The organism is Sphingopyxis sp., from assembly GCF_035944815.1.
Classification (GTDB): Bacteria; Pseudomonadota; Alphaproteobacteria; order Sphingomonadales; family Sphingomonadaceae; genus Sphingopyxis.
This window is the reverse complement of the sequence record NZ_DASZAU010000011.1, coordinates 39747-54526: the sequence shown is the minus strand read 5'-3', so window position 1 is coordinate 54526 and position 14780 is coordinate 39747. Positions and strand designations below refer to the sequence as shown.

General features: G+C 65.6%; 19 protein-coding genes. 16 read left to right on the top strand and 3 right to left on the bottom strand.

Features of this window, described 5'->3' with window-relative positions; translation table 11 throughout:
• Positions 1–799, top strand: a 799-nt coding sequence (locus VGU00_RS16715) for an NAD(P)(+) transhydrogenase (Re/Si-specific) subunit beta (protein WP_327470536.1), incomplete at its 5' end; no start/stop codon positions are given.
• Between the two features lie 136 nt (positions 800–935).
• Positions 936–1631 (top strand): aspartate/glutamate racemase family protein, encoded by a 696-nt coding sequence (locus VGU00_RS16710; protein ID WP_327470534.1) that lies wholly within the window; start codon positions 936–938, stop codon positions 1629–1631.
• Positions 1632–1668: 37 nt separating this feature from the next.
• Here the strand turns inward: VGU00_RS16710 and VGU00_RS16705 are convergent, their stop codons facing one another.
• Entirely contained in the window at positions 1669–2082 is a 414-nt protein-coding gene (locus tag VGU00_RS16705) for a DUF2147 domain-containing protein (RefSeq protein WP_327470532.1), read from the bottom strand.
• A 96-nt stretch (positions 2083–2178) separates the two neighbouring features.
• On the opposite strand from VGU00_RS16705, the gene VGU00_RS16700 reads away from it, so the two are divergent.
• The 8 genes from VGU00_RS16700 (at position 2179) to VGU00_RS16665 (ending at position 9790) form a co-directional block, all read left to right on the top strand.
• Positions 2179–3393 (top strand): parallel beta-helix domain-containing protein, encoded by a 1215-nt coding sequence (locus VGU00_RS16700; RefSeq protein WP_327470530.1) that lies wholly within the window; start codon positions 2179–2181, stop codon positions 3391–3393.
• Complete coding sequence (locus tag VGU00_RS16695; protein WP_327470528.1) at positions 3390–4418, top strand: SO2930 family diheme c-type cytochrome; 1029 nt, start codon at positions 3390–3392, stop codon at positions 4416–4418. Before VGU00_RS16700 ends, VGU00_RS16695 begins: the two co-directional genes overlap by 4 nt.
• 7 nt (positions 4419–4425) lie before the next feature.
• Positions 4426–5058 (top strand): maleylacetoacetate isomerase, encoded by a 633-nt coding sequence (gene maiA, locus VGU00_RS16690; RefSeq protein WP_327470526.1) that lies wholly within the window; start codon positions 4426–4428, stop codon positions 5056–5058.
• Positions 5055–7103: a TonB-dependent receptor gene (locus VGU00_RS16685; protein WP_327470524.1), complete on the top strand. Its 2049-nt coding sequence runs from the start codon at positions 5055–5057 to the stop codon at positions 7101–7103. Before maiA ends, VGU00_RS16685 begins: the two co-directional genes overlap by 4 nt.
• An 87-nt stretch (positions 7104–7190) precedes the next feature.
• The gene (locus tag VGU00_RS16680) at positions 7191–7637 is read left to right on the top strand and encodes a MarR family winged helix-turn-helix transcriptional regulator (RefSeq protein ID WP_327470522.1); all 447 of its coding nucleotides are present in this window, start codon (positions 7191–7193) and stop codon (positions 7635–7637) included.
• Positions 7630–7911, top strand: coding sequence for an HPr-rel-A system PqqD family peptide chaperone (locus VGU00_RS16675; protein ID WP_327470520.1), 282 nt, complete (start codon positions 7630–7632; stop codon positions 7909–7911). The genes VGU00_RS16680 and VGU00_RS16675 overlap by 8 nt, the downstream gene beginning before the upstream one ends.
• Positions 7908–8774, top strand: coding sequence for an HprK-related kinase A (locus VGU00_RS16670; protein WP_327470518.1), 867 nt, complete (start codon positions 7908–7910; stop codon positions 8772–8774). The genes VGU00_RS16675 and VGU00_RS16670 overlap by 4 nt, the downstream gene beginning before the upstream one ends.
• Positions 8771–9790: a nucleotidyltransferase family protein gene (locus VGU00_RS16665; RefSeq protein WP_327470517.1), complete on the top strand. Its 1020-nt coding sequence runs from the start codon at positions 8771–8773 to the stop codon at positions 9788–9790. The genes VGU00_RS16670 and VGU00_RS16665 overlap by 4 nt, the downstream gene beginning before the upstream one ends.
• Before the next feature lie 9 nt (positions 9791–9799).
• On the opposite strand, the gene VGU00_RS16660 is transcribed toward VGU00_RS16665, so the two are convergent.
• Both VGU00_RS16660 and VGU00_RS16655 read right to left on the bottom strand, forming a co-directional pair.
• Positions 9800–10720 carry a hypothetical protein gene (locus VGU00_RS16660; RefSeq protein ID WP_327470515.1) on the bottom strand — a complete coding sequence of 307 codons (921 nt, stop codon included), beginning with the start codon at positions 10718–10720 and terminating at the stop codon, positions 9800–9802.
• A 20-nt stretch (positions 10721–10740) separates the two neighbouring features.
• A complete protein-coding gene (locus tag VGU00_RS16655) occupies positions 10741–11421 on the bottom strand; it encodes an HAD-IA family hydrolase (protein ID WP_327470514.1) in 681 nt (226 codons plus the stop codon).
• A gap of 47 nt (positions 11422–11468) precedes the next feature.
• Between VGU00_RS16655 and glmU the strand changes: the two genes are divergently transcribed.
• From glmU to VGU00_RS16625, 6 genes are read left to right on the top strand one after another with little or no spacing between them, the layout of a single operon-like run.
• Positions 11469–12833 carry a bifunctional UDP-N-acetylglucosamine diphosphorylase/glucosamine-1-phosphate N-acetyltransferase GlmU gene (glmU, locus tag VGU00_RS16650; protein WP_327470512.1) on the top strand — a complete coding sequence of 455 codons (1365 nt, stop codon included), beginning with the start codon at positions 11469–11471 and terminating at the stop codon, positions 12831–12833.
• Positions 12834–12837: 4 nt separating this feature from the next.
• Positions 12838–13374 carry a GNAT family N-acetyltransferase gene (locus VGU00_RS16645; protein WP_327470510.1) on the top strand — a complete coding sequence of 179 codons (537 nt, stop codon included), beginning with the start codon at positions 12838–12840 and terminating at the stop codon, positions 13372–13374.
• Positions 13371–13685 (top strand): hypothetical protein, encoded by a 315-nt coding sequence (locus tag VGU00_RS16640; RefSeq protein WP_327470507.1) that lies wholly within the window; start codon positions 13371–13373, stop codon positions 13683–13685. The genes VGU00_RS16645 and VGU00_RS16640 overlap by 4 nt, the downstream gene beginning before the upstream one ends.
• The gene (locus VGU00_RS16635) at positions 13682–14146 is read left to right on the top strand and encodes a GNAT family N-acetyltransferase (protein WP_327470505.1); all 465 of its coding nucleotides are present in this window, start codon (positions 13682–13684) and stop codon (positions 14144–14146) included. The genes VGU00_RS16640 and VGU00_RS16635 overlap by 4 nt, the downstream gene beginning before the upstream one ends.
• A 30-nt stretch (positions 14147–14176) precedes the next feature.
• The gene (locus tag VGU00_RS16630; protein ID WP_327470504.1) at positions 14177–14401 is read left to right on the top strand and encodes a ribbon-helix-helix protein, CopG family; all 225 of its coding nucleotides are present in this window, start codon (positions 14177–14179) and stop codon (positions 14399–14401) included.
• Positions 14398–14766 (top strand): PIN domain-containing protein, encoded by a 369-nt coding sequence (locus tag VGU00_RS16625; RefSeq protein WP_327470502.1) that lies wholly within the window; start codon positions 14398–14400, stop codon positions 14764–14766. The genes VGU00_RS16630 and VGU00_RS16625 overlap by 4 nt, the downstream gene beginning before the upstream one ends.
• The last annotated feature ends 14 nt before the right edge of the window (positions 14767–14780 follow it).

Sequence of the window (14780 nt, the reverse complement as noted above, 5' to 3'; positions counted from 1 at the left end):
GATCATCCCGATCGGCGGCGCCGACATGCCCGTCGTCGTGTCGATGCTCAACAGCTATTCGGGCTGGGCCGCGGCGGCGATGGGCTTCACGCTCGGCAACACCGCGATGATCATCACCGGCGCGCTCGTCGGCTCGTCGGGCGCGATCCTGTCGTACATCATGTGCCGCGCGATGAACCGCAGCTTCATCAGCGTGATCGCGGGCGGCTTCGGTGCCGATGCAGAAGCGGGTGCGGGCGGCGGCGCGAAGGAACAGCGCCCGTGGAAGCCGGGCAGCGCCGACGATGCCGCCTTCCTGATGAGCCAGGCCGAAAATGTCATCATCGTTCCGGGCTACGGCATGGCCGTCGCGCAAGCGCAGCACGCGCTGCGCGAAATGGCCGACCAGCTCAAGAAAGAGGGCGTGAACGTCAAATATGCGATCCACCCGGTCGCGGGACGCATGCCTGGCCATATGAACGTGCTGCTCGCCGAAGCGAACGTGCCCTACGACGAGGTGTTCGAGCTGGAGGACATCAACGGCGAATTCGCGCAGGCCGACGTCGCCTTTGTCATCGGCGCCAACGACGTGACCAACCCGGCGGCAAAGACCGACAAGACCTCGCCGATCTATGGCATGCCGATCCTCGACGTCGCCAATGCCAAGACCGTGCTGTTCGTGAAGCGTTCGATGGGCGGGGTCGGCTATGCCGGCGTCGACAACGACGTCTTCTATATGGACCAGACGATGATGCTGCTCGGCGACGCCAAGAAGATGGCCGACGACATCGTCAAGGCCCTCAGCGGTAGCGGACACTAAGGTCGGCGCGGCACCGGGCACTGACGGCCTGCCGCAAAGTTTCGCTCGCGGGCTTGCCCGCGGGCGCCAGTTTTTCTAGCCAAGTTCGGGACCGGGTCCGGCGAGACCCGGTCCTGTTGTTTTTCGGAGGACCAACTTGCGCAAAATCGGCCTGATCGGGGGAATGAGCTGGGCATCGACCGAGCTTTATTACCGCCATCTCAACAAGGGCGTACAAAAACGCCTCGGCACGGCCTGTTCGGCGCCGATCGTGATGGAAAGCCTCAACTATTGCGAGCTGTCGCGCATCACGACCCCCGAGCAATGGGCGCATGCGAAGGAGGTGCTGATCGCCTCGGCGCAGCGGCTCGAAGCCGCGGGCGCGACCGCGCTGATGATCGCGGCCAATTCGATGCACAAGGTGGCGGAGGATGTCGCCGCGGCGATCTCGATCCCGATCCTGCATATCGTCGACGAAACCGGCGAAAAGATGAAGGCCGGCGGGATCAAGGCGGCCGCGGTGATCGGCACGCGGGGCGTGATGACCGAGCCCTGGTTCCGCCAGCGGCTCGTGCGCCACGGGCTGACGCTCGCGCCCTATGATGCGAGCCGCGCCGACGAGATCGACCGCATCATTTACGAAGAGCTGATGCTCGGCAAGGTGAATGAAAGCTCGCGCCGGACGATGAAGACCTTCATCACCGACGTTGCGAAGCAGGATATCCAGGCGATCGTGCTCGCCTGCACCGAACTGGTGATGCTGGTCGACACGGACGCCAACGTCCTGCCGATCTATGACACCACGCGCATCCATGTCACGGCGGGCGTCGACTGGATTTTGGGCGAGGGTTGAGAAACACGCCCCACCCCTGTGCGGGTGGGGCCGTGGTTCAGGCCATCCGCGTCCAGGTCACCGTCCGGCAAAACACCGCGACGCAGCCCTTCATGGTCAGCTTGTTGCCCTTCACGCGCAGGTGCGCCTTGTAATAGCGGCCGTCCTCGGGGCTGTAGCCTTCACCTTTCCAGCCGTCGCCATGCGGGGCGAGGTCCCAATAGATTTGCAGGCCTTCGACCTTGCGGGTCCGTTTGGACTTGTCGGGATTGCGTTCGTCGCGCTGGCCGCCGGCGGGCTCCTTGATCAGCAGTTCGGCGATCCGGCCGCACATCTTGGCACCGCACGGCGCCATCGCGACGATGCCTTTCCCGTCGTCGGTTTTCCAGCGCCCCGTCAGCGACGCGGGCGCCGCCGCCGACGCGGGCAAGGCGACAAAGGCGGCAAGCGCCAGCATATATCTGTGAATCAAGCGACCTCTCCCCGGTTAGCTACACATATGTCAGCAACATCGCTTGGCATCCGTCAAGTCTTGCACCATGCTCCCCGAAAATTTGGGGAGAGACATATGCGATTCCATGGCCTGCGCCACGCGGCGACGCTCAGCATCGTGGCGGCCCTTGCCGCGTATCCGGCGGCGGCGAAAGTGATCAGCGTCAGTGCGACAACGCCCGACGCCAATGAAAAGCTGCAGGAAGCGCTGATTCTCGCCGAGCCCGGCGATACGGTGCAACTGGGCGCGGGCGTGTGGAAGCTGACCGACGGCCTGTCGCTCGACGTCGCCAATGTGACGCTGCGCGGCGCGGGGGCTGGCGAGGGCGGATCGATCCTCGACTTTGCGGGGCAGCAGGGCGCGGGCGAGGGGCTTCTCGTCACGTCGGACGATGTGTTCCTCACCGAATTCGCGGTGCTCAACACCAAGGGCGACGGCATCAAGTCGAAGGGCGCCGACCGCATCGTCTATCACAAGCTGCGCGTCGAATGGACCGCGGGGCCAAAGGAAACCAACGGCGCCTACGGCATCTATCCGGTCGAAAGCAGCGACGTGCTGGTCGACAGCGTCTTTGTCCGCGGGGCGTCGGATGCGGGCATCTATGTCGGCCAGTCGAAGAATATCGTCGTCCGCGATTCGATCGCGACCGAGAATGTCGCGGGGATCGAGATCGAGAACAGCTATGACGCCGACGTTCACGACAATATCGCGACGAAAAATACTGGCGGCATCCTCGTGTTCGACCTGCCGAGCCTGCCGATGCAGGGCGGGCACAATGTCCGCGTGTTCGAAAATGTCGTCAATGACAACAGCACGCCGAACTTCGCGCCCAAGGGCAATATCGTCGCGAGCGTGCCGACAGGCACCGGCGTGCTGATCATGGCGAACCGCAATGTCGAGATTTTCGACAATGTCTTTGCCGACAATGGCACTGCCAATGTGATGATCGTCGGGTATCGCTACGAACATAAGGATCCGAAATATCAGCCGCTGCCGAAGGCGATCGTCGTGCGCGGCAACCAGCATGGCAAGGCGGGCTATGCCCCGAAGTTCCCGGGCGGCGACATGATCGCGGCGGCGATGGGCGGCAGCATCCCGCCGGTGCTGTGGGACGGGTCGGGCGATGCGATCGTGCTCGACAAGGTGGGCGTATTGTCGCTGAACCTGCCCGATGTGAAGACGCCGCAAAGCGAAGCGAAGCCCGCGCCGGCCGATCTGTCGAACGGGACGCCCCCGGCCGCGCTGCCGACGATCAAGCTTCCCGACAGCATGGAGGCGAAGGTCCGGTGAAGCGGGTATTTGTCGCCCTCGCGGCGGCGCTTCTGTGCACGAGCGGCGGGGCGGCGGGATCGCTGCCCGGGGTCGATCAGGCCGTCGTCGACAGCGACGCGATGCCGGCGAAACTGTCGGCGTTCGGTCTGTTCCGCAGCAACGACCCGGCGCAGCCGGCGACCGGCCTCGGCTATACGCTCCGCGCGCCGCTGTTCAGCGACTATACCGACAAGCATCGCTTCATTTCGATCCCGGCAGGGAAAAAGGCGACGGTCGCCGCCGACGGGGTTATCGAATTTCCGGTCGGTACGGTGCTCGTCAAAAGCTTCGGCTGGGCCGATGTCAATGGCGGTCGCCCGGTCGAGACGCGCCTGCTCATCCACCGCGCGTCGGGGTGGATCGCCTTGCCTTATATCTGGGATGCCGACGGCAAGGATGCGACGCTCGCGCTCGGCGGGCGCCGCGTTCCCGTGACGTTCAAAAGCCCCGACGGCGAAACGCACAGCATTCGTTATGCGGTGCCGAACAAGAATCAGTGCAAGGAATGCCACAGCCTGAACGGTGCGATCGTGCCGATCGGTCCCAAGGCGCGGAACTTCATTCCAGACCCCGCTGCGTCCGACAAGTTGCGCAGCCTCTATTTCGACAATCCCGCCGCGCTCAAACCGACGATGCCGCAGTGGGACGATCCAAAGGCAGGCAGCGTCGCCGACCGCGCGCGCGCCTACCTCGACGTCAATTGTGCGCATTGCCACAATCCCGCGGGCAGCGCGTCGAACAGCGGCTTGTTTCTGCGCTGGACCGACGATCCGGCAGGCGTCAATTATGGCATCGGCAAGCGCCCGACCGCAGCGGGACGCGGCAGCGGCGGCATGGATTTCGCCATCGCACCCGGCGATCCCGGCCATAGCTTCCTGATCTATCGTCTCGAAAGCACCGACCCCGGCATAGCGATGCCCGAGGTTGGCCGCTCGACGGTGCACAGGGAAGGTGCGGCGCTGCTCAGGCAATGGATTGCCGAGATGCCGAAAGACGCGCATTAGGCGGCGCATGACAAGCCTCGTCCTCCACGATTATTTCCGCTCCTCGGCCAGCTTTCGCGTGCGCATCGCGATGAACCTGAAAGGGCTTGCCTACGAGCGCGTCGAAATCAGCCTGATCGCGGGCGAACAGCGCAGCGACGCCTATCTCGAACAGAATGCGCAGGGGTTCGTCCCGATGCTCGTCGTCGATGGCGAGCCGATCATCCAGAGCATGGCGATCATCGACTGGCTCGACCGCGCTTATCCCGAGCCGCGGCTGATTCCCGAAGAGGCGATGCCGCGCGCGGTCGCGCTGGCGCGCGCGCAGGTGATCGCGAGCGACATTCATCCGCTCAACAACCTCCGCGTGCTCAAATATCTGACGAAGGATCTCGGGCTCAACGAACAGACCAAGGACCGCTGGATCGCGACCTGGATCGCGCAGGGGTTCGAGGCGCTCGAGGCGATGGCGGGCGACGGCCGCTATCTGGGTGGCGATACGCCGGGAATCGCCGACTGCTGCCTCGTCCCGCAGATGTATAATGCGCGGCGTTTCGAAGTGCCGCTGGACGATTATCCGCGGCTGGTCGCGATCGATGCGGCGTGTATGGAACTGGACGCGTTCCAGCGGGCTCACCCTGACGCGGTAAAGCCCGCGTGATCCGCCTTCTGACGGGGGCCGCGCTGCTGGCGATGCCGGCGGCGGCGATGGCGCAGGAAGAGACGAATTACGAACCGGAGATTCCTTGTGTCCTCGGTTCCCCAAGGCCGCTCGACATGATCATCGTCTACGGCAGCGGCGTATTGAGACGCGCCGACAGCGACAGGGTACAAGGCAGCGCCTTTATCTCCGATGTCGATAGCGGTTTCGGTGCGCGTATCGAAAACCGCCTGCGCGACGAAGCGGGCATCGTGCAGTTCCGTCGCTCCGATAGCCGCTCGGCGCATCCGACAAGCCAGGGCGTCACGCTCCGCGGGCTTGGCGGCAATGCATCGAGCCGTGCGCTGGTGACGCTCGACGGCGTGCCGCAGGCCGACCCCTTCGGCGGCTGGGTCGCGTGGAGCGCCTATGACGCGATCAACCTTGGCGGCATGATCGTGACGCGCGGCGGCGGCAGCGGGGTCGATGGACCTAGCGCGCTCGCGGGCACGATCGGCCTCTATTCGGCCATGACCGAGGGCGTGGACGCGAGCCTTGCCTATGGCAGCCGCGACGGTTGGGATGCGACTGCATCGGTGGGCGGCATGATCGGGGAAGGCAATATCGCCGTCGATGGCCGGTACAGCCGCGGCGACGGTTTCGTTCCCGTCGCGAAGGGGCAGCGCGGTGCGGTCGATCGCGCCGCGCCCTATGAGCAGGGCGGGCTCGGCCTTCGCTTGCGTTTCGACGCGGGCGATGACAACCAGATCGAGGCGAGCGTGCGCGGCTTTTCCGACCGCCGCGACCGGGGCACCGACTTCACGCAAAGCAAGGTCGACGGGATCGACGCCAGCCTGCGCATTGTCCACGACCCTATCCAAGAGACGCAGTGGATCGCGCTGGTTTATGCCCAGTTACGCGATTTCGAGAGCGGCTTTGCGAGCGTTGCCGCCGGCCGCAACATCGTTGCGCCCGCGCTTTTCCAGCGGGTGCCGGCGACCGGGCTGGGCGCGCGGTTCGAACTGCGTCCCGCAATCGGCAGGCGCAATCCGCTCCGCATCGGCACCGACTGGCGGCGGACGGTCGGCCGGACCGAAGAGGATTTTTTCTTCAGCGGCACGACACCCGGCCGCCACCGCACCGCGGGCGGCAGCAGCGACACGGTCGGTGCCTTCGCCGAATGGTCTTCGGGCGACAGTGACTACGGCTTTCTCTGGACGCTGAGCGGGCGCGTCGATCGCTGGTCGCTCGGCACCGGCTATCGTCTCGAACGCAATATTGCCGGGCCCGTCATCACGGACCTGCGGTTCGCGTCGCGGCAGGGGTGGGAAGGCAGCGGCCGTGCGGGCGTGCGCTGGGCCTCCGAAGGTTTTGCGGTTCGTGCCGCCGCCTATCGCGGCTGGCGCCTGCCGACGCTCAACGAACTCTACCGCCCGTTCCGCGTCGGCGCCGAGGTAACGACGGCGAACGAGATGCTGAAGCCCGAACGGCTGTGGGGCGGCGAAGTCGGCGCCGATTGGGACAATGGCGACACGAAGCTCTCGATGACGCTGTTCGCCAATCACCTCACGAACGCGATCGCCAATGTCACGCTCGCACCGAACCTGAACCAGCGGCAGAATCTCGATGCGATCGATAGCGAGGGGATCGAATTCAGCGCAGAACAGCGGATCGGCCCCGCGACATTACGCGCGACCTATGCCTTCACCGATGCCAAGGTCGACGCCTCGGGCGGCGCCGCGACGCTCGACGGCCGTCGCCCGGCGCAGATCGCCAAGCATGGCGGCAGTGTAACGCTGCGCAACAATACGCGCGGCCCGTTTGGCGGTTTCGCGACGCTACGCTATGTCGGCAAGCAGAATGAAGATGACCTTGGCTTGCTCGAACTCGACGATGCCCTGACGCTCGATGCCGGCCTGTCGTGGAAGTTCAGCGATGCGGTCAGCATCGAGGCGCGCGGCGAAAATCTGTTCGACGAGCTGGTACCCGCCGCCATCTCCTCGTCGGGGATCGTCGAGCGCGCCACACCGCGGACGCTCTGGGTCGGCGCGCGCCTGTCTTTCTGATTTTCTCGGCATTGCGCCCTTCACAGGCCCGAAACAGGCGATAGGATAGGCTGCGCCGGGATTTCGACCTTGGGGGTTTTGACAAGCATGGCCGCGAAGAAGCTGAATCTCGACAATTTCCTGCCGTACCGTCTGTCGATCGCGTCGAATGCCCTGTCGAGCCGGATTGCCGCCGAATATCAGAACCGCTTCGGGCTGAAGATCCCCGAATGGCGGCTGATGGCGGTCCTTGGCGAAGGAGCGCCCAAGACGCAGCGCGAACTGGTCGAAGCGACGCGCATGGACAAGGTGACGGTGAACCGCGCGGCAAAGGCGCTCGCCGACCGGCAGCTGATTGCCCGCGAGGCGCATCAGGCCGACGGGCGCTCGCACCATCTCGATCTCACCGCGACCGGACGCTCGCTCTACGATGCGATCGTCCCGGCGGCGCTGGCGAGCGAGGCGCAACTCGAATCGAATATCAGCGCCGACGAACGCGCGACGCTGCTCGCCATTCTCGCGAAGCTGACGGCCGCCGCCGAAGACTATGGTTGATCGCGCCTACCGCGCCGCACCGCCCGGCGCGCTGCGCATCGAAGCGCTCGGCGACCTCACGGCCATCTTCGATCGCCGGTCGATGCAGACGCACCTCGTCGTGTCGCCGATACCCGAAATTCTGGACGCGATGGGCGATGACGCATGCAGCGCGGCGCTGTTGGCGGCGCGTCTGGCCGCGAGGTTCGAGCTGGATAGCGAAGCGGAGGCCGAGCCGGTCCTCGCCGAACGCCTCGCCGAATTGGCCGCGATGGGGCTGGTGGAGCGCGCGTGAGGCATGGTGTGCGCATCGCGGTCGGTCCGGTGCAATTTCGTATCGGCAGCGACTGGGCCGAACCCGTCGCGGCGCTGCGCCATCTCTATGCCGGCTATCCGCAGGACGAAACACGGGCCGCCGACGCGACGGTGCGGTTGTTCGCGGCGCGGCCCTGGCGACGCTGGCTGCGCCCGTCGGTCCATATCGGCGGCGATTTCGTCGTTCCCGACGCGCTACCGCTGCCGCTGTCGATGGGGCTGCTGGCGGCCGAGATGGGGATGAATTTGCAGGTCGCGCTCGGCTGGCGGCGGCATATGCTGCTCCACGCGAGCGCGGTCGCGAAGGATGGCCGCGCGCTTGTCATGTCGGGCGAGTCGGGATCGGGCAAGTCGACGCTCGCCGCGCTGCTCGGCGAACGCGACTGGCGGCTGATGGGCGACGAATTCACGCTGATCGATCCGGCGACGGGCGACGCCTTCGCTTTCCCTCGCGCGGTGAGCCTCAAGAATGCCGCGATCGCCGAGGTCGCGTCGCGCGTCGACGCCAGGCGGCTCGGTCCATTGCTTTCGGGAACGCCGAAGGGCGATATCCGCCACCTGATCCCGCGCGCGGAGGCGATCACCGCGATGCACGAACCCGCACGCCCCGCGCTGTTGCTCTTCCCGCGTTTCGGCGGCGAACTGGTCGTCGAGCCGATGGGCGAGGGTGAGGCCTTCGTCCGGCTGACAGAGGCATCGACCAACTATGTCGCGCTGGGCGAAACGGGCTTTGTCGCGCTGACGCGGCTCGTGCGCGAAACGCCGGCGTTCGGCATTTCCTATCCCGACAGCGAGGCCGGGATGGCGCTGGTCGAACAACTGTGGGCGGAGGCGGCACGATGAGCGCGGTTGCCGCCTTCGTCGACCTGCTGACGGGGCGGCGCGATCCGGCGACGTTGGCGCGGCCCGACTGGGACGGTGTCGTCGGTGTGGCACGGAGCGAAGCGATGCTCGCGACGCTGGCGCACCGGCTGGAAGCGGCCGAGCTGCCGCCCGCAGTCGCCGCGTTGTTCGCCGATCAGCGCGCCGCGGCAAAGGTCGCACAGGCACAGGCATTGTGGGAGGCCGAAATGGCGCGGCGTGCGCTCGCGCCCGCAGGCATCGAATTCGTGCTGCTGAAGGGTGCGGCCTATGCCGCGGCGGGCATGGCGTGCGCTGCGGGGCGCCAGATCGGCGACCTCGATATCCTCGTCCTCGCCTCCGACATCCGCCGCGCCGAGAATGCGCTGCTCAATGCCGGGTGGGAATGGGTCAAATCCGACCCCTATGACGACGCCTATTATCGCGAACATATGCACGAGCTGCCGCCGCTCATCCACAAGGCGCGCGACCGGATGATCGACGTGCACCACACGATCCTGCCGCGCACCCACCGGATCACCCCCGACGCGCTGGCGCTGATGAGCGACGCGGTCGAAAGCGCCGCGGGCTATGCCGTGCTTTGCCCCGCCGACATGGCGGTCCATTGCGCCGCGCATATGCTCGCCGACGGCGATTTGCAGGGCGGGCTGCGCAACCTGTGGGATTTCCATACGATGACGCGCGATTTTGCGGCGGCCGATCCGGGCTATTGGGGAAAGCTCGATGGCCGTGCGGCGCTGCACGGCTTGCGCGATGCGGTCCATCGCGCCGCGCGCCTGTCGCGCGATCTTTACGGTGCCCGGTTGCCCGAGGGCTGGGACCGGCAGGACGCCACCGACGGCTGGTTCCGCCGCCGCCTGTTCGCGCGCGACGATTGGGGGCGCGTGACGCAGCCGTTGATCGAGCAGGCCTTCTATATCCGCTCGCATTGGCTGCGCATGCCGCCCGCAATGCTGGCGCGGCATTTGTGGACGAAGTGGCGAAAGCGGAGCGACTGAGGCGCGCAATTAGTTCAGGAAGCGCCGCAAATCCTGCTGGTACCGCGCCATACGTTCCTTGTTGCCGGCCGTGAGGGTGTCGAGTTCGACTGCGATAGCGCGCAATCGGCTATTGTGGCGATTGAAGGCCTCCATGTCAGGCCGGGAGGTAAAGGCGAAGCTCGATCCCCAGCCTTGCCAATTGCGCTGGGCCAGGATCGTGCAGACCCCCGCGGCCTCGTCGATCTGCCGGCCATTCAGGCTCCACAGTTTCTCGACCTCAGATTGGGTCTGAGACAGCGATTCGTCCATGCCGGCCAAGAAGGCCTTTTTTATCGCCGGCGGGACGTCGACGCCGGCGAGTTCGCGCCGCGCTTGCCCGATGATGGCGAGATGGCGCTTTTTATAGGCAGGGATTTCCGCCTTCATTGCGGTCACCGCGCCACAGTTGCGTAGGACGTTGGAATTGACGCGCAGGCGATCGGCATCGAACAGCGCGAAGGCGCCTGCATATTCGACCTGTTGATGATAATCCCGGATCAGGGCATCGACGTCGCCGACCATGCGGATGGTGATCCGCGATAGCGGACCGCGCTGTTCGGCATCGGGCGGAACGATAAGATTGCCGTGCGTGTCGAAGCTGAGGTCGCTGAGCGTAGCCACATCGGCGCGGAGCGCTTCGATACCCGTCTTCGCCGTGTTGAGGTTGATCACCATGACCAGCACGAACATCACGCCGGTGGTAACCAATAGCTTCCAGACCGGCGCCCCTCTGAACCAGGTGAAATAGAGGGTCCCCGCGAGCAGGGCGGTCTGCATCAGGCTCGCGCCTAAGACGCCGATCGCCGACAGACGCTGCCAGCCTGTCGATGCGATCAGGACGATCAGCCCCAACGCGGCCAGCCCCCCGGCGAGCCGCAGCAGCGGGTTCGGCCCTGCCGTCTCGATCACCCCGTCCCATGTCTCATCGGTCATGAATATCCCCCCAAATCCCCCAGCAATCCTGTCAGCTCGTCGTAATGCGCGATGACATGGTCCGCACCATATTCTTCGACTGGCCGATCGAGGAATCCGAAGCCGACGAGGATGCTGGTCACCCCCGCGCATTTAGCCGCGGTCACGTCATAGATGCTGTCGCCGACGAACGCCGCGCGCCCGCCGCCGCAGCGCGTGATCATTTCATGGATCGGCGCGGGGGAGGGTTTGGCATTCGCACGTCCGAGCGTGTCGCCGCCAATGATCGTCGCGAAGCGCCCGGCGAGTCCGAGTTCGCTGAGCAGCAGGCGCGCGAGTCTTTCGGTCTTGTTGGTCACTACAGCGGTCTTCACCCCCAGCGCATCGAGCCGGTCGAGCGCGTCGACCACGCCGGGGAAGGGGCGGCTTCGCACCGCGATATGCGCTGCGTAGAAGCGCAGCAGCTCTGGATAGAGCCGGTCGACCGCGCCGTCGGGAACGCCGCCGGTCGCGCGCAATCCCTCTTCGAGCAAATGTTTCGCGCCGCGCCCGATCATCGGCCGCACCGCATCCTCGGCCAGCGGCGCGCGGTCCATCGTTGCCAGCGTATGATTGACTGCCGCAGCGAGGTCGCCGAGCGTGTCGACCAGCGTGCCGTCGAGGTCGAAGCCGACGATCGCGAAAGGAAATCCGTTCATCCGCCGCGCATGGCGCGATGTGCTGGAAACCGCAATGATTTGCTGGCATGGCGGCGGGCATGACCAGTCCGATCGCCGCTATCGTCCTTGCCGCGGGCAAGGGAACCCGCATGAAGTCCGACCTGCACAAGGTGCTGCATCCGATCGCGGGGCGGCCGATGCTGCTGCATTTGCTCGGCGGGCTCGCCGAATTGCGCGCCGCGGCGACGGTTGTCGTCGTCGGCGACAAGCGCGAACAGGTCGAAGCGGCGCTCGCCGGGACCGGCGCGGTCGTCGCGGTTCAGGACCCGCAACTCGGGACCGCGCACGCCGCGCTGCAGGCGAAGGATGCGCTGGCCGGTTTCGAAGGGATCGCGCTCGTCTGTTTCGGCGACTGCCCTATGTTGACTGCGGGAACGGTCTTGCGCCTGTGCGGCGCGCTCGACGCTGGTGCGGCGGTTGCCGTGCTCGGCTTTCGTCCGGCCGATGCGGCGGCTTACGGCCGGATCATCGCCGATGCCGACGGCACCGTTCACAAAATGGTCGAGTATAAGGATGCGTCGGCGGCAGAGCGCGCGGTCGACCTCTGCAACTCGGGCGTGATCGTCGCCGGGGCCGCGGATATGTGGCGTCTGCTCGAAGCGGTCGGCAACGACAATGCGCAGGGCGAATATTATCTGCCCGACGTGGCCACCGGAGCGATCGCCGAAGGGAAGCGCGTCGCGGTGATCGAAACCGATGCCGCCGAGGTCGCGGGGATCAACAGCCGCGCCGAACTCGCCGCCGCCGAGGCGCAGTGGCAGGCGTTCCGGCGCGAGGAGGCGATGGCCGAGGGCGTGTCGCTGAAGGCCCCCGAAACGGTCTGGTTTTCGTGGGATACCGCGCTTGGCCGCGACGTGACGATCGAGCCCAATGTGTTTTTCGGTCCCGGCGTGACGGTCGCCGACGGCGCCACGATCCGCGGCTTCAGCCATATCGAGGGCGCGACGATCGGGGCTGGCTGCGAGGTCGGTCCCTATGCGCGGCTTCGTCCCGGCGCGGTGCTCGGCGAAAAGGCGAAGGTCGGCAATTTCGTCGAGGTGAAGAAATCGACGCTCGGCAAGGGCGCGAAGGCGAACCACCTGTCCTATATCGGCGATGCCACCGTCGGTGCGGGCGCGAACATCGGCGCGGGGACGATCACCTGCAATTATGACGGCTATTTCAAATATCGGACCGAGATCGGCGAGCGCGCCTTCATCGGATCGAACAGCGCGCTCGTCGCGCCAGTCAAAATCGGCGCCGATGCGATCGTCGCCGCCGGGAGCGCGGTGACGCGCGATGTCGCCGACGGCGAGCTCCGCCTCGTGCGCGGCGAGCAACTGGTCAAGCCCGGCTGGGCCGACCGCTTCCACGACGCGATGCGCAAGAAAAAAGCCGCGGAGAAGAAGTAATCCCATGTCTGCGCCAACACTGACCACCGCGCGCCTCGTGCTGCGCCAGCTTCGCGAGGACGACGCGCCCGCGCTGTTCCCTGTGCTATCGGATCCCGAGGTAATGACCTGGTGGTCGAGCGGTCCGCACACGTCGCTCGCCGAGACGGCGGACTATGTCAAAGGCAACGCCGCCGAAGGACAGGGCTATCATTGCTGGGCGATCACCGCCGGCGACGATGTCGCGCTCGGCTGGGTGATCCTGATCGACGGCAAGCCGCAAGTGAAAGAGATCGGCTATATCCTGCATCGCGATCATTGGGGTACGGGTATCGCGCGCGAGGCGGTGGCGCGGGTGATCGACCATGGGTTCGACGATCTCGGGCTGCGCCGCATCTTTGCCGATACCGACCCCGAAAATCCCGGCTCGATCGGATTGCTCGAACGGCTGGGGTTCCAGCGCGAGGGCCGGCTACGCGGCGAATGGGAAACGCACATCGGCGTGCGCGATTCGCTGATCTTCGGGTTGCTGCAGGGCGAATGGATGGAGAAGGCGCATTGACCGACCGCTATACCGACAAGCCCTTTCTGCGCTTCGTCGACGCCTGGGTGCTGAAGGCGATCGGCCAGCTTGACGAGGCGACCGAGGCTTATTGCAAAGCCATGGTCCCGCAGCTCGAGCAAAGCTTCGGCACGACCGGAAGCTGGGAGCAGATCGTCGAGACGCAGATGAAATTCGGCCCCGACCTGCCGGCGCAGATCCTGGAAATATGGGAAAGCGGCAAGGCGCGTTTCGAGGAAGGCAATGGCGAGGCGGCCGATCCGCGGCAGTTCGCGATGATCTTCGTCGACCGGAATTTCGGCAGGGCATGAGCGGGCTGATCGTCCGTCCGGCGGTCCGCGCCGATTATGACCAATGGCTGCCGCTATGGGACGGCTACAACGAATTCTACGGTCGCAGCGGCGCGACCGCACTGGCGCCCGAAATCACCGCTGCAACATGGGAGCGCTTCTTCGATCCCTATGAGCCGATGTTCGCGCTCGTCGCCGAGCAGGACGGCGCGCTGCTGGGGCTGACGCATTATCTGTTCCACCGCAGCACGACCTCGCTGCTGCCCTCGCTCTATCTGCAAGACCTGTTCACCAGCGCCGAAGCGCGCGGAAAGGGTGTCGGCCGCGCGCTGATCGACGCCGTGTGTGAGGCGGCCCGGGAGCGGTCGATACCGCGTATCTATTGGATGACGTACGAGACGAACGAAACCGCGATGGCGCTTTACGACCGGGTTGCCGAAAAATCCGGCGCTATCGTTTATCGGAAGCAAGTGATCGCTTGATTTGATATCATGATATGATATCAAAATGGGATGCGCTTCCTCGCGGACATTCCCGACTCCGATATCCAGTGGCTCGACGCCCTCGCCGCCGAGCAGGGGGTTTCGCGCGCCGAGCTCGTCCGGCGGGCCGTGGCGGCCTATCGCGCCGATGTGTCGGATGACGCGATCGACAATGCTTTCGGCATCTTCCGGTCGCGCGAAGATATCGGCGACGGCCTCAAATATCAGCGGCGGCTGAGGGGCAAGCGCGAATGATCGACGCGCAGTTCGACAGCGATATCCTGATCGACGCACTGAACGGCGTCGAGGCGGCGCGCGGCGAGATCCGCCGCGCTGGACGCAAGAGCGTCAGCCGCGTCAGCTGGACCGAGGTGATGTCCGCCGCCGATCCCGCATCGGTCAAGGCGGTCGAGGCGTTCCTCGGCTGCTTTCAGGTCGAGGAGATCGGCGATGCGGTCGCGCGCCGCGCCGCAGCGCTGCGCGCTGAGCGCAAGGGCTTGACCTTGGCCGACGCTTTCGTACTGGCGACCGCGCAGATCAGCGGACGCATTCTCGTGACGCGCAATATCAAGGTGTTTCCGGCAGCGATGCCGGGTATTCGCGTTCCCTACACGCTCTAACGAAAGCCAGAACC

Excerpts from the sequence above, each read along its gene's own strand:
- VGU00_RS16665 (WP_327470517.1), top strand. The coding sequence starts at position 8,771 with ATGAGCGCGGTTGCCGCCTTCGTCGACCTGCTGACGGGGCGGCGCGAT.
- VGU00_RS16635 (WP_327470505.1), top strand. The coding sequence starts at position 13,682 with ATGAGCGGGCTGATCGTCCGTCCGGCGGTCCGCGCCGATTATGACCAA.
- VGU00_RS16700 (WP_327470530.1), top strand. The coding sequence starts at position 2,179 with ATGCGATTCCATGGCCTGCGCCACGCGGCGACGCTCAGCATCGTGGCG.
- maiA (WP_327470526.1), top strand. The coding sequence starts at position 4,426 with ATGACAAGCCTCGTCCTCCACGATTATTTCCGCTCCTCGGCCAGCTTT.
- VGU00_RS16655 (WP_327470514.1), bottom strand. The coding sequence starts at position 11,421 with ATGAACGGATTTCCTTTCGCGATCGTCGGCTTCGACCTCGACGGCACG.
- VGU00_RS16625 (WP_327470502.1), top strand. The coding sequence starts at position 14,398 with ATGATCGACGCGCAGTTCGACAGCGATATCCTGATCGACGCACTGAAC.
- VGU00_RS16675 (WP_327470520.1), top strand. The coding sequence starts at position 7,630 with ATGGTTGATCGCGCCTACCGCGCCGCACCGCCCGGCGCGCTGCGCATC.
- VGU00_RS16680 (WP_327470522.1), top strand. The coding sequence starts at position 7,191 with ATGGCCGCGAAGAAGCTGAATCTCGACAATTTCCTGCCGTACCGTCTG.
- glmU (WP_327470512.1), top strand. The coding sequence starts at position 11,469 with ATGGCGGCGGGCATGACCAGTCCGATCGCCGCTATCGTCCTTGCCGCG.
- VGU00_RS16630 (WP_327470504.1), top strand. The coding sequence starts at position 14,177 with ATGCGCTTCCTCGCGGACATTCCCGACTCCGATATCCAGTGGCTCGAC.
- VGU00_RS16645 (WP_327470510.1), top strand. The coding sequence starts at position 12,838 with ATGTCTGCGCCAACACTGACCACCGCGCGCCTCGTGCTGCGCCAGCTT.